General features: G+C 66.6%; 15 protein-coding genes. 6 read left to right on the plus strand and 9 right to left on the minus strand.

All coding sequences use genetic code 11. From position 1 onward, the window contains the following. Positions 1 to 176: 176 nt before the first annotated feature. From H6717_11265 to H6717_11285, 5 genes are all read right to left on the minus strand, one after another. Positions 177 to 1,856 carry a hypothetical protein gene (locus H6717_11265; protein MCB9577589.1) on the minus strand — a complete coding sequence of 560 codons (1,680 nt, stop codon included), beginning with the start codon at positions 1,854 to 1,856 and terminating at the stop codon, positions 177 to 179. A gap of 15 nt (positions 1,857 to 1,871) precedes the next feature. Then, a complete protein-coding gene (locus tag H6717_11270) occupies positions 1,872 to 2,909 on the minus strand; it encodes a PEGA domain-containing protein (GenBank protein MCB9577590.1) in 1,038 nt (345 codons plus the stop codon). Continuing rightward, positions 2,906 to 3,871 (minus strand): hypothetical protein, encoded by a 966-nt coding sequence (locus H6717_11275; protein ID MCB9577591.1) that lies wholly within the window; start codon positions 3,869 to 3,871, stop codon positions 2,906 to 2,908. The genes H6717_11270 and H6717_11275 overlap by 4 nt, the downstream gene beginning before the upstream one ends. A gap of 44 nt (positions 3,872 to 3,915) precedes the next feature. Beyond that, positions 3,916 to 5,616: a protein kinase gene (locus H6717_11280; protein MCB9577592.1), complete on the minus strand. Its 1,701-nt coding sequence runs from the start codon at positions 5,614 to 5,616 to the stop codon at positions 3,916 to 3,918. Positions 5,617 to 5,691: 75 nt separating this feature from the next. After that, on the minus strand, positions 5,692 to 7,065 hold the full coding sequence (locus H6717_11285) for a serine/threonine protein kinase (protein MCB9577593.1): 1,374 nt from the start codon (positions 7,063 to 7,065) through the stop codon (positions 5,692 to 5,694). 371 nt (positions 7,066 to 7,436) lie between these two features. Here H6717_11285 and H6717_11290 point away from each other — a divergent pair, with 371 nt between their 5' ends. The 3 genes from H6717_11290 (at position 7,437) to H6717_11300 (ending at position 10,754) form a co-directional block, all read left to right on the plus strand. After that, positions 7,437 to 7,928 carry a hypothetical protein gene (locus H6717_11290; GenBank protein ID MCB9577594.1) on the plus strand — a complete coding sequence of 164 codons (492 nt, stop codon included), beginning with the start codon at positions 7,437 to 7,439 and terminating at the stop codon, positions 7,926 to 7,928. A 106-nt stretch (positions 7,929 to 8,034) separates the two neighbouring features. Continuing rightward, positions 8,035 to 8,562, plus strand: coding sequence for a hypothetical protein (locus tag H6717_11295; GenBank protein ID MCB9577595.1), 528 nt, complete (start codon positions 8,035 to 8,037; stop codon positions 8,560 to 8,562). Between the two features lie 62 nt (positions 8,563 to 8,624). Next, positions 8,625 to 10,754 carry a DUF262 domain-containing protein gene (locus H6717_11300; protein MCB9577596.1) on the plus strand — a complete coding sequence of 710 codons (2,130 nt, stop codon included), beginning with the start codon at positions 8,625 to 8,627 and terminating at the stop codon, positions 10,752 to 10,754. A gap of 123 nt (positions 10,755 to 10,877) precedes the next feature. Here H6717_11300 and H6717_11305 read toward each other — a convergent pair whose 3' ends face one another. Further along, positions 10,878 to 11,537, minus strand: a complete 660-nt coding sequence (locus H6717_11305) for a hypothetical protein (GenBank protein ID MCB9577597.1) — start codon at positions 11,535 to 11,537, stop codon at positions 10,878 to 10,880. A gap of 236 nt (positions 11,538 to 11,773) precedes the next feature. Then, positions 11,774 to 12,187: a hypothetical protein gene (locus H6717_11310; protein MCB9577598.1), complete on the minus strand. Its 414-nt coding sequence runs from the start codon at positions 12,185 to 12,187 to the stop codon at positions 11,774 to 11,776. Positions 12,188 to 12,241: 54 nt separating this feature from the next. Between H6717_11310 and H6717_11315 the strand changes: the two genes are divergently transcribed. Then, positions 12,242 to 13,108: a DUF4349 domain-containing protein gene (locus tag H6717_11315; GenBank protein MCB9577599.1), complete on the plus strand. Its 867-nt coding sequence runs from the start codon at positions 12,242 to 12,244 to the stop codon at positions 13,106 to 13,108. Here the strand turns inward: H6717_11315 and H6717_11320 are convergent. Beyond that, positions 13,084 to 13,476 carry a hypothetical protein gene (locus H6717_11320; protein MCB9577600.1) on the minus strand — a complete coding sequence of 131 codons (393 nt, stop codon included), beginning with the start codon at positions 13,474 to 13,476 and terminating at the stop codon, positions 13,084 to 13,086. The two genes, H6717_11315 and H6717_11320, sit on opposite strands and share 25 nt — an antisense overlap. Positions 13,477 to 13,677: 201 nt before the next feature. On the opposite strand from H6717_11320, the gene H6717_11325 reads away from it, so the two are divergent. Further along, a complete protein-coding gene (locus tag H6717_11325; protein MCB9577601.1) occupies positions 13,678 to 15,225 on the plus strand; it encodes a Rieske (2Fe-2S) protein in 1,548 nt (515 codons plus the stop codon). A gap of 6 nt (positions 15,226 to 15,231) precedes the next feature. Here H6717_11325 and hutH read toward each other — a convergent pair whose 3' ends face one another. Further along, a complete protein-coding gene (hutH, locus tag H6717_11330) occupies positions 15,232 to 16,794 on the minus strand; it encodes a histidine ammonia-lyase (GenBank protein ID MCB9577602.1) in 1,563 nt (520 codons plus the stop codon). Between the two features lie 95 nt (positions 16,795 to 16,889). On the opposite strand from hutH, the gene H6717_11335 reads away from it, so the two are divergent. Then, the gene (locus H6717_11335) at positions 16,890 to 18,587 is read left to right on the plus strand and encodes a hypothetical protein (protein MCB9577603.1); all 1,698 of its coding nucleotides are present in this window, start codon (positions 16,890 to 16,892) and stop codon (positions 18,585 to 18,587) included. Positions 18,588 to 18,943: the final 356 nt, after the last annotated feature.

The raw sequence follows: 18,943 nt of genomic DNA on the forward strand, positions 1-18,943 counted from the left end.
ACACAGCGCCAGCGCCGCCACGGCCGCTGGATGTTGGCTCGCCGCGGAATCGCCGCGAGCACGACGACCGTTTCTGTCGCGGCCGCAGCGAGAGAGGCAGCCGGACACGGCCGCGCCTCCCGTGCTCGACACTCCCGAGGGTGTCGAGCTACCCGCGCCTCGCCGGACAAGCCCCTTCACGGCGCCTCGTGCTCCTCTCCGCTCGCTCCGTCCGTGCCGTCCGGGGCGGGATTCACTCCCACGCCGGACACGCTGCCGCCCGCGCCCTTCGTACCACCGCTGCCCGCCGTCTTCGTCACCGTCCCCGCCTCGATAGGCTTCGTCCCGCTCCACACCAGCGCGTAGCTCGGCCCGCCACTGCCTCCCGAGCCCGACCCACCCACGCCGCCCGTGCCGCCGTCGCCTCCGGACCCGCCTTTGCCCATGCCCGTGCCCGACGCGCCGCCGGGAGCGCCGCTCCCACCCGAGCCGCCCTCGCCCGCGTTACCGCCCTTGCCGCCCTTGCCCCCCGCGCTCGCCGTCAGCGTCACGTTCTCCAGGGTGACGGCCGACTGCCACGCGAGCAGCGCCACGCTCGCTCCGCCTCCGCCTCCCCCAGTGCCCTTCGTGCCACCGCAGCCGCCCATCCCGCCGGCTCCCCCGGAAGCGCCGATGCACGTCCCGAGGCTCGCCGCGCTCGCTCCGCCTCCCCCTCCACCTTGCCCAGCGTGCCCGTCCGTGCCCGCCGTCCCGTTTGCGGGGGCAAAGCCCGTGCCGCTGAAGACCCCGGTGGCGGGGGCCGACGATGCGAGGGTGCCCGGATTGCCGTTAGAGCCGTCGCCACCGCTCTGACCATTTGCACCAATCGTCCCTGACCCTGAGCCAGAGTTGTCAACGTTGGGCGGTGTCACGTTCGTTTGGGGTGTTCCCGGGTTGCCAGGCCCACCGCTAGCCCCCTGCGTTGCCGTCCCGCCTTGCCCGCCCTTCGACCCGCATCCGCTCGCGGCAGGCCAGGCTCCGCCGAGGTGCGTCTGCTGCGGCGTCAGCGCCAACCCGCACTCCGCGTCGCACCCCGCTTGCCCAGGCGCTGTCGTGGCGCACGCCGGCGCCGTGCTGGGAGAGGCGCCGTTCGCTCCCTTTGTCCCGTTCCCGCCGGCCGCGCCGTCTCCTCCCTTCCCCGCCACGAGCTCCACTCGCCGTAGCTCCACTCCGCTCGCGCTCGCCACCAGCGCTCCTATGCTCGACTCCCCCGCTCCTCCGTCCGCCGCCATCACCTGGAAGTCCTCCACCCTCAGCCCCGCCGTCGTCCCCGTGATGCTCAGCGCCGTGCTCGCTCCCGTCAGCTTCGCCTTCGCACTCGTCGTGTATTGCCACGTGCCGCAATCGAAGCCGCCGTAGATTCCATGTCCGGACAACCCGGAGAGGTTCAGGGGGGCCGCCTCCGTGTAGCCACTGCCGTCGTCGCACGCGTACACGTTCTTGGCGGAGGAGGCGGCTTCGCTCACCGCCTTCGATAGCGTCCCGTACGGCTTCGCCTCCGTCCCGTCCCCCGTCGCGTCCGACCCGCTCGGCGATACGAAAATTCCGTACTCCTCCGCGATGAGGCAGCTCTCTTCGCTTGGGCTCTTGGTGATGTCGCACGTCCCGCCATCCCCACCAGCGCCCGCCGTCCCCGCTTCCCCGCCTTGCCCCCCCGTCCCCGAGGTCCCGGCAGTCCCGCCGCTACCCGATGTCCCGCCCGTACCCGAATCCCCACTCGCGCCGCCAGCGCCGCCGCAGTTCGTACCTAGTTCGTCACACGTCGAGCTCGTATCGCCGCAGGCCGCCGTCGTCACCGCAAGCATCGAAAAACCCAAGAGTCCGAGAAGCGATCGCATTTTGTTCCTCCACCACTAGAAGCTGCCCTGCAATGTGATCCCGCTGGCGTTGCCCGTCGTCCACGGAGTCGCTCGCACTGCGCGGGCCGAAGATTCCGCCGGCCACAAGAAGAACGCTGCCGCGGTGCCGACCCCCAGCACGCCAGCCGCGACGAACGACACGTTTGAAATGCCGTTGGCGCTGTCGCCTTCGTCCCGCTTGCTGCGAACCTCTGCACAGAGAGAGGAACTCGCGCCTTGCGCCGATGAGCAGGGGGCGGGTCCGAACTTGCTTGTGGCTGCGTCGAGCGAGGTGGCCGCATCATCGTGCGCCGCCGAGCCCTTCAGCCTGAACCCCACACCCAAACCAACGGCAACCGCCGTCAACGCCCCACCAGCAATCAGCGCAACCGTCCGTGGTGCCACACCGTCGCGCGATGTGTCGTGCGGCTTACCAGTCCCAGGGTTGCCTGTGGTGTGCTCGCCGTTGCTCTTGCCTGCTGGCGCGCCTCCGGCACCCTCGAGTTCCAGCCTCACCAGCTGGACCTCCCCCTTGCTCGCGACAACCGTCCGTTCCGCGGGTGTTCTAGAAGGATAAGTGACTTTCACAACGTGTTGCCCAGGCTCCACGAACAGGTCCTCAGCGAGGGGTGCCAGACCCAACTTCTTCCCGTCCAAGAACACCTCGCTACCGCGCGGCTTCACTTCAATCCTTACAGCGCCAACCTGGCTTCGGGCGCGCTCGTAACCCTCCGAAGCTACCTTGCGTTGTGCCGGTTTCGTGTCGGTCGGCAACATCCGCAGGCAGTCCCGTGCTCGCTCTGCCGCCTCAACGAACTTTTCCAACTCAAGGCTCGCCTGCGCCAAGTTGCAGGCCACCACGTAACGCTGATCTAGCGCCCACGCCGCGCGGAAAGACTCGTACGCTTCTTGCCACCGACCATTGTTGGCCGCCGCCTGCCCACGCCTCAGGAGATCCCGGGCAACGGTGTCGACGTTTGACGGCTGGGCAACAGCGGTATTGAAGGCCAGCATCAGGCAGGCGCCCCATGCGACTGAGAGAATTCGCTTCATTCGATTGGGAACCAGAGGGGTTTGCCGTTGGATGAGGTCGGCGCGGGAGCGCTCGAGGGTTGAGGCTGTACCCCGCGAGCCGAGGCTCGCGGGGAAACCGGCGGAATCGCGGGACGTGACGTCGTGGTGCCGGGTGCGGCTGGAAGAACCGGAGCGCTCGGAGTGGAGACAGCAGGCGCGGAGTGAGTTGGAACCAGCCGCGGTGCCGAAGGGGTGGGCGCGGGACGGCCGGTCGCTTCCGTTGGCGCGGCGGCGGACGCGATGTTCGGCAGTGGATCCGGACTGCGTGATCGATTGGCCCAGATGAGGATCACCACGACGACGATGGCGGCGGCGCCGATCAGCGGCCACCACTTCCGTGGCTCGCGCGCCCCGGGCGCTCGACGGGCGGGGGCTCGGAGATTGCGTTGCGTTGTCGCGCGCCGCTCGTCCGCCTCGGAGTCCGCGGCATCAAGCGAGTCCTTGACGTGGACCGTCTGCATCTCCAGCGTCTTGTCGTACGCGGCGGGCGGGGTCTCCGGAGCGATGTACACCTGGCCGGCGGCAGGCTCGGCCTCGCGCTGCGCACGGCGCTCCGCTTGGCGCTCTTCATAGGTGTCCACCGATTCCGCCTCGACCGCGATGTCACGCAAGGCGCGCTGTGCCTCGAGCGCGCGGGCCGTGGGCTGACCACTGCCGTCGGTTTCTTCCGCCTCGAGCCGCAGCCTTGCAGCCTGTGCTGGCACCCGCAGCACCGCCGTCTCGAATGGGTTCGGTTCGGAGCTCGCCTCGGAGCCGGAACCACTCGTGCTCGGCGCGGTCGCCTCGCCGGTGTCCGGCTCCGCCCACGTGCCGTCCCGCAACGTGGTGCGTTTGGTCGCAACTCCGGGAACGCGATCTCGTTCCTCGATGGCGGACGCCAACCGTGCGTTGTGGCCCGCAACCTCCGCCTCCAAGCGCGACTTCTTCCGTTCGGAAGTCACGCTGTGCCTCTCGGAGCAATGTTGGCGGGGATAGACATGAAGCTTCAATAAATGGGAGCGAACTCGTCCTCTTGGCCAGGCTTCGCTCGGGGTTTCGTAGCCGGCCCGGGCCGGGGCGTCGACTTTGGTGCAGCCATCTTGGGTGTTGGGAACGTGGATTCCGCGGCCTTCGGCGCGGCCCGAAGTGCGGTTGCTACCGCAGCACTGGAAGGAAGCTCGGCGGCCGGCTGCGCAGGCGTGGGGCTGGGAGCGCCAGCCTGCACCAGTGCGCTAGACGATTCCGCGGGGATGCTGCTCGGAGACTCCGTAGTGGCCAAGCTGCCAGTGCTAGCCGAGTCTGTGGAGGCGGCCGGCTCGGCTGAGCTCGCAGCGCGCGCCCGCACCCAGCGAGCAATAGCGACGATCAGGAGCACGATGGCACCGCCCGTCCATATTGCAGCCAAGATCTGCTGCTGAATACGAGACAATCGGAAACGCCGCCGGCGCCGCGGCGTGACCTTCGCTTCGACTCTGCGGGCAAGGGCATCCGGCGTGTGATCCGCCACCTGCGCGGGAAGCTTGACCCGAGCCTGGCTGGCGACGCGACCTCCGTTGAGCGGAGCAGCGCGAGCCGGCTTGGCGTGGGTGGCGGTGCGCGGTTCAGCGGGCCGAGCCGGGGCAGCTCCCCCGCTTGCAGTGGTCCCGAGTCGGAGCGTCAGTCGGCCCGCGAGCGCTGCCTGCTCGGCAGGAACGGGTTCGGGCGACCACGTCGGCTGACGCCCGGCAAGCTCAACCTGAGCCGGTGGCGATTCCGGCTGAGGTCCGGGTTCGGGATCGGCCGGCGTCAACGCCGGCAGGTCGTACAGGTGCTGGATCGCGGGCACCAAGCCGCGCCCTCGACAATGCTCACCGAACTGCTTGCGGGCTCGTCGAATTGCTTCTCCGAACTCCGACATGCTGGTGTACCGCTGCGCGGGCCGCTTGGCGATCGCCTTCAGGATCAGCTGCCAGATGAACTCGGGAACCGCCGGTACGATGCTCGGAAGCGGCAGCGGCATTCCGTGGATCTGAAGACCCGCAAGCTGGCGCGGGCCAGGGACGTTCCCGCTCGCATCGGTGAACGCGTAGCGCCCCGCGATGCACTCGTAGAGCACCAGACCCAGCGTGTAGACGTCAGTCCGTGCATCTACGTTCTCTCCGAACAGTTGCTCGGGTGCCATGTACGCGGGCGTGCCGCGGATGATCATCTGGTCGGTGGTCTTGAGGCCGGAGTGGAACCACTTCGCCGTGCCCAGGTCCAAGATCTTGGCTTCGTCCCCGGTGGTAACGAACAGGTTGGCCGGCTTCACGTCGCGATGCACCACACCGTGCTCATGGGCCTGGTCCAGTCCGTCCGCGAACTGCGCCGCATAGTAGAGCGCCTGAGTCACGCTCAGGCGGCGAACGCGCCGCAGGATCTGCTGTACGTTCTCGCCCTCCAGCAGGTCCATGACAATGAAGACCACGTTGTCGGCGGTCACGCCCGCGTCGTGAACCTGCACCACGTTCGCGTGCTTCAGCTCGGCCAGCACCTGCGCTTCAATCTGAAAGCGGCGTTTGACCTCGGCCGGCTCCGCGTCGTCCACCTTCAGACACTTCATCGCCACCCGCCTGCGCAGGTACGGCTGAAGCGCGATGTACACGTCGCCCTGAGCGCCCTCCCCCAGCGGGGCGATGATCTCGTAGCGATCCACGAACGTGCCGGGTGTAAAGCGTCGGCGAGTCAACCCCACCTCCTCCGGACCCGTGAGTCCGGGGCGTGGCGAAGCATATCATCGTTCTGTCGCGACACCATCCGAGGCCTACAACCGCGTCATGGCAAGAGCCGCCAAGCCAAGGAGAAAGACACTCAGCAGCACAACGAGCGCGAACCCGCCTCGCGACAGACTCGGCTCTCGCGACGCACTGGGCTCGTGCGCTCCGCTCGATTCTGGCGGCCGTACTGGCTCTTGCTGCGCGGCCGAGAGCAGCGTGCCCGGGGTGCGCCCGCCGACATCGCTGTTTGATGCGCGAACCGGCTGCGCGTCCGGCTCAACGATGGGATCGGTCTTCCCGTCGTGTACAGGCAGCGCGTCCGAGGCAGAGGGCTCGCGAAGAGGCGCCGGACCGAGCGCTCGCGGCGGCATTGCGAGGGGCGTGAATGGCACGCCGCGGTCGGTCGAATCGTTGTTGTCCGCCAGAACGGCTTGTCCGCGCGCCACTTCCGAGTCCGACACCAGCTCGCTCCGATGCACCGCGATGGTGCCCACGGATCCGATCGGGCCTCGCAGCCGCACGGCGATCTGCCCGAGCGCAGCAGAGAACTCGTCCGCTGATTGGAACCGCTCGTCCTTCCGCTTGGCCAGCCCTCGAAGCACGGCCGCATCGAGCTCCGCAGGAACTGGATCCGGCGCGAAGCGGGAGGGCGCCGCCGGCAACTGCATCCGATGCGCGGCGAGGAGCTCGATCACGTTCTTGGTGTGATCGAAAGGCCCGCGCCCGGCGATCATCGTGTAGAGCACCAACGCGAGCGAGTAGATGTCCGAGCGGTGGTCCACGCTCTTGAGCGCCGCCTGCTCGGGAGAAACGTACCGTGGCGTGCCGATGACGGCGTGGCCATCCGTCCGAAAGCCTAACGGTGCCGGTGCGTTGTCGGAGATCCCTTCCAGCACCTTGGCGATCCCGAAATCCAACACCTTCAGGATCCGGCCGGCGTCCGTAGGTGAGCACAGGAACAGGTTGGTGGGTTTCACGTCCCGGTGCACCACCCCCAGCGCGTGCGCCGCACCGAGACCCGCGAGCGCTTGGCGCGCAAAATCGATCGCTTCAAGCACCGGAATGGCAGGCCGCGCCTTCAGCTCTTGGGCGAGGGTGTGCCCTTTCAGCCACTCCATGACCAGATACGGTCGTCCGCTCGGCGTGCGCCCAAAGTCGAGCACCTCCACCACATTGCGATGGGTGAGACGGCCGAGGCTGCGCGCCTCCAACGCCAACCGCTCGACCAGATCCTCGCGATCCGGCGCGTGCGACGGATGCACGACCTTGACCACCACCGTCCGCCCCAGATCGTGCTCGGCCAGATAGACCGCGCCCATTCCGCCCTCCCCCAACCGGGAGACGGTTCGATACGGCGTGCCTTCCAGCGGGTCCCCCGTGGGGCGCTTGACGTCGGTAGGATCTGGCAAGTCTCGAGCCAAGTGTGGTGAGTATATCGAACGACAGCTGGCGCGTCGCCGCCAGCTGACCCAGCGCTTCGTCCGCTCGCGCCGCCGGTTTCCCCGAACCTCGCACCCTCCCCAAACAATGCCTGGACATTCGAGGGCTTGCCGGTCCGGCGCGGTACCGTCCGGATGGGCCGGCCCGACCAGAAGCGTCGCAATCCTGCGACAGCCCCTGTCGCAGGAACCGAAGCGGCGCATGGCGGCCGTCATTTCGCGCCTGCGCCTGTCACGGCTGACAGTTCCAGAACACCACAAGATGAGGGTAGCGTGCGCGGCACGAGGATCCTCACGTCGAAGCTTCCTTGGGGGAGGCCATGAGCTGGTCCACATCACTACCGGAGGAGTTCGTGGGATACATCGAGCAGCTTGCTGAAACGCGCAGACAAACACCCGGCGAGTTCGCGGAGTCGGTCCGCCAATACCTGGACGTGTTCTTGGCTCGCGCTCACGCCGCGATAGCAAGCACGACGTGCGTCACCTTCGGTGAAGTGCAACACGCCCTGACCACCCTTCCGGCAGCGGGGACCGAGCCGACCGAACCCGGCCCGAGCCTGTCGCGCTACGTGGCTCTGGAATCAACACTCGGAATCGAGCTGCACGCCCACACTTGCAACACACGCCCAGAAGGCCTCGTGGTGCGCGGGGCGGTCGTGCTGCCGGGAGAAGCATCAGAAATTGAGCGAATTCGCCCATTCATGCTGTTTCCGCTCGAGGGCTCCTGTTGCTTCATCACCTGGGATCGCTTCCAACGCGCGGTGCTGGAAGGCAGCGGCGAGTCCGTTCACCCGTTTCCCATCCACCGTATCGAGCCTCGCCCAGAGAACGCCAATGTGAATTGACCCTACGCCCGTTCCCGCACGTGCACGCCAACGGTTGGCAGGGGCGTGTGGAAGCGGTAGCGTCGCGTCTCTCGCTCACGAGACACAGAGCATTGTCGGGGGTGACATGAATTGGCACTTGGCGTCGGAGTTCCCGCCAGATTTCGTCAGCTACCTCGAGCAGCTCGCTGAGGCTCGAATGGAGTCGCTGGCCGAGCTCACCACCTCGATTACCCGAGTGGTCGACATCTTCTTCGCGCGCGCTACGTCGGCAAAAGCCAATACGTCCTCGCTTGGGTTCGAGCAGGTACGGTCGAAGCTCATTCACCTCCCGCTGGCAGATGCACAACCACAGCCAGGGCGAACACCCTATGTCGCGCTCGGGACCACCCTGGGCATGGAGTTTCACGCCCTCACGTGCGACGCCTTCGACCCCACGCTGCTCGTGCGTGGCGCCATCGTCCTCCCCGGAGAAGCGCGGCGCCCGGACCGGGTTCGCGCTTTCGCGGTTTTTCCGCTACAGGCCGCATGTTCCTTCATCACCGCGGAGCGGTTCGAAGAGGTCTTGGACCACCCCCACGACTCGAGCAAGTTCGTTCACCCCTTTCCCGTGTACACCGCAGAGCTCCGCGGCCTTCGGGAACACGAGAATTGATAGGGCAGAGCAGGTCTGGAGCCCGAGACGCTCGTAGGTAGTTTGAAGAGGAGGACGCAGCCATGGCCAACATCTACAAGGAGAAGACTGAAGAACTTCACCAACTGCTCGACCGAGCCCGATCTGCCGATGGCGCGACCGTGCTCATTCCGGACCTACAGCGGCCGTATGTATGGACCCCAAATCAAGTATCGCTTCTCGTGGATTCACTGATCAGGGGCTGGCCCTTTGGCACTCTGTTGATGTGGAAAGTGGGACAGTCAGACATTCAGAACATCCCGCATCGGCAGTTCTGGCGCGTGGTGGATCGAACCAGCGATGCGGCCAGCAGTGTCGTTACGCGAAAGGACCCACCCGCCGCTTACCATATGGTCCTCGATGGCCAGCAGCGGGTGCAGAGCCTGCTACTCGCGCTCGGCGGAGACGCCTGGGGATTCAAGATGGAGGATCGCGCTTGGGCGCAGGAAGTCCAGGACCGTCGCCCCCGTGGCCGATACGGCAAGTACCGCCATTGGTCCAAAGCCAGCCTCTGTTTCGACCTCGATCGCTTTCTCCGGGAATACGATTCGAGCGGAGACCTTCTGACCATCGACTTTCGCACCGTGCTGCAGTGGGTGATCACGGATCCCTCAGATGGCCAGTCGAAGTGGACAAAGCCGGCGACGTACGAAGAGCCGCTTGCGAGAGCGTTCGCGGACGCGAACAAGGGACGACTCGTTCGCATGAGCCGGCTTTGGAGCTCGGCCACGCCGAACCCGAACATAAAGGAGGGTCAATTCCGGGACATACTCCAGCGGCTGCTGAAGAGCGAAGGCATCCCGGACGCGAAGGTCGAACAACTGCTCATCCCGATGGGCGAGCTGATGACGACGCTTCGCGATGTGAAGCTCAGCGAGGTAACATACCTTGAGCTGGTGGCCTTCGACGGGAACATCTGGACGGAGGATGCTTACAACGATGCAATCGTGAACATCTTCGCCAGACTCAACACAGCTGGTCGTACGCTCTCTCGTGAGGAAATCACGCTCGCTTGGCTGAAGGTCGGCTGGGACCCGAATGCGACCGGCGGGAGGACCGCGGGTGAGTGCTTTGAGGATCTGCTCGTGGAACTCGCGGACCGCGGGCTAGACATCAAGATGGACGATCTGGTCGCTGCCGTTTCGTTCATTTGGTCAGTGCTCTGCAATGGCGGCCAGATCCTGGCAAATCGCGACCTACTGAAGGGCGCCACAATCCGGCCCATGGCGTCGGACTTAGCCCGCCGATGGAAAGGGATCAGCCACGCAATCATTGGTGCGCTAGACGTGGTAGCGAGCCGCGGGCTCGAATTCGGGGGCGCTGGGCAATATTCCTCGCTCAACGCGCTCGCGGTCGTTTGGGCATGGCGGTACATCGCCGCTGATTGGGAAGACCGGCACCAGCTGGCAGTTCCCCAGCGGGACGGACTGCAGAAGAGCATCGACGCTGCGCTATCGGCCCGGGTCGATCGCTGGTTGATTTGCTCCCAATGGGCGGGGCGCTGGTCGGGATCTTCCCCTGCCATGGGTGGGTATGCGAAGGCGTTGAATGATGAGTTTCTCGCGTGCGAGAAGGTTGGCACGGTGGCCGAACTTCACGAGGCGCTCGCACGCAGGTTGAACGGCTTCGTGGTGGACTTGGAGCCCGATGCGGCCAACTACATCGCGAGTCTTGCCGCGAGCAGCCGCGAGCGGGTCGCAACCTATCGCACTGCACTGTGGGTCTGGCACCGTTTGGACGCCACGCGTTGGCTGATGTCCGCTACCCCCCTGCGGCTCGGAAAGCGGAAGGCCAACCTAGATGTAGATCACGCGGTGGCCTTCGCGCTCTGGGAAACGAAACTGAAAACAGAGCCGCCGAGCCATGTCGACGACGAAGCAGACCCGGTTCATGTTGTCAACATGTTGGGCAACTGCTCGTTGCTCGAGAAGGCGTTCAACATTTCCAAGGGCAGACACACGCTCGCTTGGTTCATGAACCAGGTCCACGAAGTCAAGCAGGGCGAGGTATCGCTGTCGTCCTGGGCGAAGGCACTCGGCCTGGATAGCGTGATGCTGGATCCGGAATCTTCTCCGACCGACGGAGTGATCAGCGCGATCGCTTCGCGGGATGCCTCGATCCGTGCGGATCTGACGGAATTTGTCAAAGGCATGAAGGTCCGCACCGACGTCTAGCCAGCCAGGGCACCTTCTACGGCCGGAGTACTCATCGATCCGGATTCGAGCCCGACTAGGCCACGCGTGGACGATCTTCGAACAATCCGAAAATTGTCGCACCTGCCACTTGCCGAGATGGGTCTACTCGCAGTCCACGAGCACTTCCGCATCGCAGGGCAACAGCTCGCTATAGTACCGCACAATTTGCGCAGAGAACGCGCGTGCCGTCATGTAGTTCATTCCGCCTCCAACCAGAATCCCGACTCCGAATGGTACGAGTCGACCGAGCGCAATACCGCCGCGCTTGGTTCCCCACTTGGTGAACACGGTAGTCCCGAGCTTCCTGTTGATGGCGGCAAGCAGCTTCCCGCTGACTTTCTTGTTGAACTGCTTGATGGCCACCTTCGTACCAACCCGACGCGTTGCCTCTCTTGCCGGCACGATGGCTCCAGTCGTCAGTCCCCAAACCACCACGACCTCATCCCTACGATCGAGCGAAGCTGGGTCGTGTCCGTGCAGACCCGCCACGATCAGCTGCAATGTCGTCAGGTTGCGTAGAATGAGCCAAGTCTCCGCAGTGAGTGTCGTTCCCTCGATGGCGACCTGCGCTGCAGTGCCCAGCCCGGGAATCGCACCGGGCAGTGACGCGACAACGCCCGCGCCGGTAAGCCGCCATATCGTTCCGGTCACCAATGACCTGGCCAGATCTTGCGGCGACCTGCCAGGGTGCTTCTGCCTCAGCTCAGCAATTGCTCTTTCAATGCTACGCGGGCTGGGAAAGATCATGAGCGCATTGAACACGCTCGTCAGTGTAGAATTCTCTGTCACCGCCCAGCTCCCCTGTCGTCGGCGCGTTCGAACGCTTCCACGTGGGAATGTGAGCGGACGGACGAGAAGTCGTCAAGGAACAAAGATCGGGCGCCAAACCGGGAGCTTGGACTCCAGCCTAGAAGGCGCCTCCAACCAGTGCCCGGACGGGGCTGAGCCTCCGCCGCCAGCTGCGGCGCGACGGGCACCGCGCCGCAGCGACAGGATCGTCACTGGCCGCCGGCTTCGGTCAAGATCTGCTCGACGATCTCTTTCTGTTCCTTCACGAGCTTCTCGGGGACCTCGTCGCCACAGGACACGATCTCGTCGGCGTTCGATTTGCGGCAGCCGATCTGGATCTTCAAGTGGCCGCCGCTCGTTTCCACCGTCCACAAGTACTTGAACTTCTCCTGGGCGATCTGCGAGCCGAGCAGCGTGCGCTCCTTGGTGACGATCTTTCCGGAGGCCTCGTCCTTTTCGTCGATGAGATAACCGCGATCGAGGAGCGTGCCCTCCGCCGCCGGTAGGAGCTTCTCGGAGGAGAGCTCCGTGGAGCGATCCGTGGGCGAATAGGGCGCCATCTTCGGACCGGTACAAGCCGCGAGAACCAGGGAGAAAACCAGGGCGGAACCGACGCGTCGCATGGGGCCGACGGTAGCACGGGTGTAAGGGCGTCTGGGGTCGGCCGTTGTCACGGCATGCGAATCAGCGCTGCCCTCCGCACCGTGTCCCTCGGCGTCGTCGTCTCCGCCACCCTGGCGCTGGCCGGCTGCGCGAAGCGGGCGGACGCGGGGGCGAGCCCTCCGGAGCCGGCAGCCCAGACCGCTGCGCCGAAGGGCGCCGCGAGCCTCGATACGCTGCGCGCCAGTGAGCGGAAGATCATCAAGAACGCGACGCTCACGTTGACCGTGGAGTCCCCCTCCGCCGCCGCCCGCGATGCGGCGGCGGTGGCCAAGCGCTTCTCTGGATACGTCGTGGAAGAAACCGCCAGCGGCGGCGGCGACGAGAGCGAGCCGCGGTGGGTGCGCGTGAGCCTCAAGGTGGACGCCGATCGCTTCGACGACGCTCTCGGCGAGCTGCGGCGCATGAGCACGGCCGTGGGGAGCGAGAGCATCAAGAGCGAGGACGTGACCGAGGAGTACGTGGACGTCGAAGCGCGCATCAAGACCGAGAAGAAGCTCGAGGAGCAATACCTCGCCCTGCTCGACAAGGCGACCACCGTGGAGGACACCCTGAAGGTGCAGAAGCAGCTGGCCGAGGTGCGTGGCAGCATCGAGAAGCTCGAAGGCCGAAAGCGCGTGCTCGACAATCAGACGCGGCTCTCGGCCATCGAGGTGACGTTCCAGCGCCAAGAGCCGCTGGTCGCGGGCACCCAGTTCGGCCGCGCAATGAAGCGCGCTGGGGCGGACGTGCTGAACGTCGGCTCGGCCATCATCACCGGCTTGATCCGGCTGACCGGCGTGATGATCCCGGTGTTCCTGCTGCTGCTGTTGCCCGCGTTCCTCATCGGCCGCGCCGTGCTGCGGCGCGCCCTCGGGACTCAGCGCAAGGCGACGGCGGTCTGACTGGACGTATCCACGCCTTCGATGGTGGCGAGCAGCGTCCCGGCCTCGTTGCCCACGCCCTCGGTGGTGCAGCCGTACACCTCGAGAGAGAAGACGGCGCTGGCGGGATTGCCCTGATCGTCGAAGGTAGGCGGGTAGCTGATGCTCGCCTCTCCGCCCGCCGGGATCAGCACCTGGTGGTTCAGCTCGTTGACGAACTTGCGATTTGCGTCGTCCTTGTCCACTACCGTGACCCGGCACACCGGAACGCTCATGGTGTTGGTGGCCTTCAGAGAGCCACCCGTCGACTGAATGCCCATCGCGCTCATCATCCCCGGTGAGCAGGCGGTGAGCAGAGCGGCCATCGTCATCGAGATACGAAGTTTCATCGAAGCCTCCGCGCGCGCCCCAAGCAAGCGCCGCGCCAGGGGGGCTCACGCGAAAACCCGCGCTCTTTTGCCCGCCGCCCTGGGACCACTCGGTCCAAGTCCTGGATCGATCCCTCCCCCCTCCAGCGCGTTGGAATTCGGTCTGATCCATCGACCGGACGCCGGCTCCCCCGGCAGCCGCGGGGCATACTCCGTGTCGCCATGGCCGTCTGGAAACCCGCCCTGCCTCTCGAACAGCTCCGTGCATCCGAGCGCAAGGCCGTCCGCATCGGCAAGAAGCAGATCGCCTTGTTCGTGGTGAACGACGGCGTGCGCGCCTGCGACAACCGCTGCCCCCACGAAGGCTATCCGCTCTCGGAAGGGAGCGTGGACGAGGATTGCCGGCTCACCTGCAACTGGCACAACTGGAAGTTCGACCTGACGACCGGCGAGAACGTGTTCGGCGGCGACGCCCTCGCCGTGTACGCGACACGGATCGAGCGGGGCATGGTGCTGGTGGACGTGGAAGAGCCGCCGGCGGAGGTGCGGGTGGAGCGGGGCTTCGCGCGCCTGGGGGAAGCGGCGGACGACGACGACTACGCGCGCCTGGCCCGGGAGCTGGCGCGCCTCGCGGCGTTGGGCGTGCCCCTCGAAGACACCGTGGCCTGGAGCATCGCGCGCAGCAGCGAGCAGCTCGAATACGGCATGACCCACGCCTACGCGGCGGCGGCGGACTGGCTCGCGCTGTTGGACGAGTCCAGAGACGAGACGGAGCGACTCGTGTGTGCGCTGGAGCCCGTCGCCCACGTGGCGCGCGACACCCTGCGCCGGCCCTGCTTTCCGTACTCGCGGGAGCGGACGCAGTTCGACGCCGACGGTCTGTGCGCCGCCATCGAGGCGGAGAACGAAGCCCTGGCGCTGGCGATGCTGGCGCCGGACACGGCGCTCGACGATCTGGAGCGCGCGCTGTCCCGCGCTGCCCTCGCCCACTACGCGGACTTCGGCCACTCGTTGATCTACGTACAGAAGGCGTTCGCCTTGTGTCGCCGCCTCGGCCCGGCCGTGCGGGAGCCGGTGCTCTCGTCGCTGGTGCGCTCCCTGGTATACGCCCAGCGCGAGGACCTGATCCCGGAATTTCGCGGCTACGGCAGCGCTCTCGCGCGCTTCGGCTCCGGTGCCGAGCTTCCTTCCGTGGTGGCGCTCGAAGCCCATGGCGTGCCGGGCGCCCTCGAGGCGACGGTTCGGGGCTCCGGTCTCGAGCCGGAGCGATTGTTCTCCGCGTTGCTCGAGGCGCTCGCGGAAGCGCTGCTCCATTTCGACATCGGCTGGATGGCGCGCAGCGATCGCCCGTACTCGGACAACGTCGATTGGCTGGACGTGACCCACGGCATCACCTTCGCCCATGCCGTGTGGACGCAGTGCCGCCGCCACCCGGAGCTGTGGCCCGCCGGGCTGCTGCAGATGGCGTGCTTCGTCGGACGCAACGCGCGCTATCTCGATCGCGACGAAGACGTCTCGGCTTTCTCCGCGGAGCCGGATGCGTACTTGGCGACCGCCCGGGGCATCGTGCTGGATCACGGCGAGCCCGAGCCGATCGTGAGCGCACACTTGCTGAAGACCTTTTCGGCCGTGCGTGCGCTTCGCGCCGCGGGGCACGAGCCTCCCGCGCTGATACCTGGCCTCCGGCGTTTCTTCGAGACGCCGCTGCCGCGCCGCCATGTGCGCCGGAGCGCGCGGCAAGCCCTGGCCTTCGTTGCCAAAGAGGGCTGAGGAGGCTCAGGTCAGGGGCCCCACCTGGGCGCTGACGCGCTCGAGCAAGTCTCCGTCGCGAATCAGCTCCGCCACCCGCTCGATGTCTTGATACAGCGGCCGGTCTTCGGTGAGCGGCGCCGCCGCCTGGCGCACTCCGGCGCGCGCCGCCTCCACGCCGTCCCCCCCCGTGAGCGGCAAGCGCTGCTCCAGGCCCTCTGCGGCGGTGAGCATCTCGATGGCCAGACAGCGACGAACGTTGTCGACCACGTTCTGCACCTTGCGTGCGGAGATGCTGCCCATGCTCACGTGGTCCTCCTTGCCGGCGCTGGAAGGGATGGAGTCCACGCTGGCGGGGTGGCACAGCACCTTGTTCTCGCTGACCAACGACGCACTGGCGACCTGGGCGATCATGAAGCCGCTCTCCAGCCCGCTGTGCCGCGCCAAGAACGGGGTGAGCCCGCTGGAGAGCGCCGGGTTCACCAGCTGCTCCACGCGGCGCTCGCTGATGTTGCCGAGCTCCGCCACCGCGATGGCTGCCATGTCCAGGGCGTAGGCAACGGGTTGACCGTGGAAGTTCCCGCCGCTGACGATGTCGGCGCCGTCGTCGTCCGAGAGGAACACGCTGGGGTTGTCGGTGACGCTGTTGATCTCGCGCTCCACCACCTCTCGAGCGAAGGCCAGCGCATCGCGGGAAGCGCCGTGAACCTGCGGCATGCAGCGCAGGGAGTACGGATCCTGCACTTTCTCGCAGTTCACGTGGCTGACCATGATGGCGCTGTTCTCCAGCAACGTGCGCAGGTTCTGCGCAACCACGGCCTGCCCCGGGTGCGGGCGGAGCTTCATCAACCGCGCCTCGAAGGGCCGCTTGCTGCCCTTCAGCGCGTCGAGACTCATGGCACCGGCGACGTCCGCCGCAGTGGCCAGCCGCGCGGCGTCGAACAGCGCCAGAGCGCCGAGGGCGGTCATGAACTGCGTGCCGTTGATCAGCGCCAGGCCTTCCTTGGCTTCCAGCTCCACGGGCGCGAGCCCCGCACGCTCGAGGGCGGTCTTCCCGTCCACGAGCTCCCCCTCGAAGCGCGCTTCGCCTTCTCCGGTGAGCGCGAGGGCCAAATGTGCCAGCGGCGCGAGATCGCCCGAGGCACCGACGGATCCTTGCGCCGGGATCCGCGGCAGTACGTTCTGGTTCAGCATCTGGATCAACTGGTCGATGATCACGCGGCGCACGCCGGAGTGCCCGAAGGACAGCGTCTGCGCTCGCAGCAACATCATGCCGCGCACGGCATCCGGAGCGAGCTCCGGACCCACCCCCGTGGAGTGGCTGCGCACCAAGTTCTTCTGCAAGCGCCGCACGTCGTCCGCACCGATGCGAGTTTCCGACAGCGCGCCGAAACCCGTGTTCACGCCGTACACCCTGGGCGCGTCGTCACCCGCTTCGGCGATCTTCTCCACCGCGCGGCGCGCACGATCCACACGTGCGGCAGCGTCCGGTGCGAGCGCGACGGGGCGCCGACGGCGGGCCACTTCGACGAGATCCTCCAGGGAAATCGGGCTTCCGAGCACGACCGGGGGGCGATTTTCGCGGGTCACGGCGTGAGCCTATACCAGCCGCTCGGACTCCTCACCCGGCTCCAGCAAGGAATGACTTGCTCCGGTTGCCAACGCATCACTATTCTCGCCGGCCCGTGGGCCGCGTTTTCCTCGCTCCATTCCGCTCCGCTCTCGCCGCCGCACTCGTGTGCTGGTCGCCGTCGCTGCTCGCCCAACCTGCCGAGCCGCCGCCACCCGAGGTGACCGAGACGCCCACGTCGCGTCCGGTTCCGCCACCGCCGCCGGCGTCCGACGAGACCACCGGCACCGAGTTCAAGCCGCGCTTCGTGTTGGAGACGGGACGCACGCCGTTCTCCCCGCCGAACCCGGACTCGATCAAATTCCAGATCCACGGCGAGTACCAGGCGCGCTTCACCGCGCTCTCGGACCTGCCGCTGCGCCCCTTCCGCAACGACCCCAGCACGGACTCGTTGGGACAGACGACGCGACTCACGCACTGGTTCCGCATCACGCCTCAGCTCACCATGCGCGAGAACCTGCGCCTCGTGGGTCAGATCGACGTGCCGCGCGGCTTCATCGGTGGGCAGGAGACGGAGCACGTCGACGCCGCGGAAGAGCCCTACGACGAGCGGCAACCCCTGAAGGTCAAGCCGCGCTGGCTGTACCTCGAATATCTCTCTCCCATCGGCTTGTTCCGCGTGGGCCAGCAGCCCTCGCACTGGGGCATGGGCCTCGTCGCCAACGACGGCGACCACCCGACGCTGTTCGGCGACTACTCCGGCGGCTCCATCGTGGAGCGGCTGCTGTTCGCGACGCGGCCTCTGGGCAAGGACTCGCCCTTCAACGTGGCTCTGGCCGGGGATCTGGTGTTCAAGGACGCCAACGCGGATCTGACCGACGACGAGACCGCGCTGCAGGGCGTGCTCGCGCTGTTCTATCAGGACAAGCACGACAACATGCTCGGCTTCTACGGCGTGTATCGTCATCAACGCCGAGAGAACAGCCTGCTCGCCCGCTCCTTCGACGAAACCCTGAAGGTGTGGAGCCTGGACTCCTCCGGGAAGTTCAACGCCAAGATCCCGGGCACCCAGGGCCACGTGTTCGGCGAATACGAGGTCAGCTACCTGCTCGGCAACACGAACTACGTGCGCACCGTGCAGCAGACACGGGACAACGAGCGCGAGGACGTGCGCGCCTTCGGTGCCGCCGTGCGCTTGGGTGCCGTGACCGAAAAGGGCGAAGGCGACGATCGCTGGGGTAACTTCGTGGCGGCCCTGGAGTGGGGCTGGGCCAGCGGCGACGCGGATCCGAACGACGGTGTGAGCCGTCGCTTCCGTTTCGATCCCAATCACAACGTCGGTCTCATCCTGTTCGACGAGGTCATGAACTGGAAGACCGCGCGAGCCGCGAGCATCGCGCAGGATCCCGAGCTCACCCAGCGCCCCGCTCCGGGCACGGATCTGCTCGCTTCCAACGGCAGCGTGTTCGGCGCCACCTATCTGAACCCCACCGTAGTGGTCCGCCCCGTCCGCGAGCTCGACCTCAAATTCGGCGCCGTGCTCGCGCAGACCACCGCGGACTTCGTCGATCCCGTGCGTGTCGGCACCGGCGGTGTGTTCGAGAACTTCGACGGCGGCGATCCTCGCAGCCACGACCTCGGCATCGAGCTCGACACCGGCTTCGAGTACCGCCACGCCCTCGACTACGAAATGACCCTGGAGCTCGGCGCCCAGGGCGGCGTGTTCTTCCCGGGCAACGCCTTCGCGGACGCCGCCGGCAACAAGATGGACAACCAGTTCATCGGCGTCGGCCGTCTCGGCCTCCAATACTGATCGCGCCTCCCCTCTCGCTCCCACGGCCCCAGACGGACGCGGGATGCGATCCCACTCCCCTTCCTCATCCAGGACGAGGGAATGTTGGTCCGGCGCGATCCCCGTCCCACGCCGCCCTCGTTCTCGTCCGCTCGGTGCCGACCTCGCCCTCGTTCTCGTCCGCTCGGTGCCGACCTCGCCCTCGTTCTCGTCCGCTCGGTGCCGACCTCACCCTCGTTCTCGTCCGCTCGGTGCCGACCTCGCCCCAGCGATCGCTTCCTGGGCGAGCCGCAGAGACTCGGAGCTCACGGGGCACCCTTCGCCCCCGTGCGCCGCGCCCGTTCTCCAAGCGCCACGCCCATGCCCGTCTCCGTGCG

This window comes from Polyangiaceae bacterium (genome assembly GCA_020633235.1).
Classification (GTDB): Bacteria; Myxococcota_A; Polyangia; order Polyangiales; family Polyangiaceae; genus JACKEA01.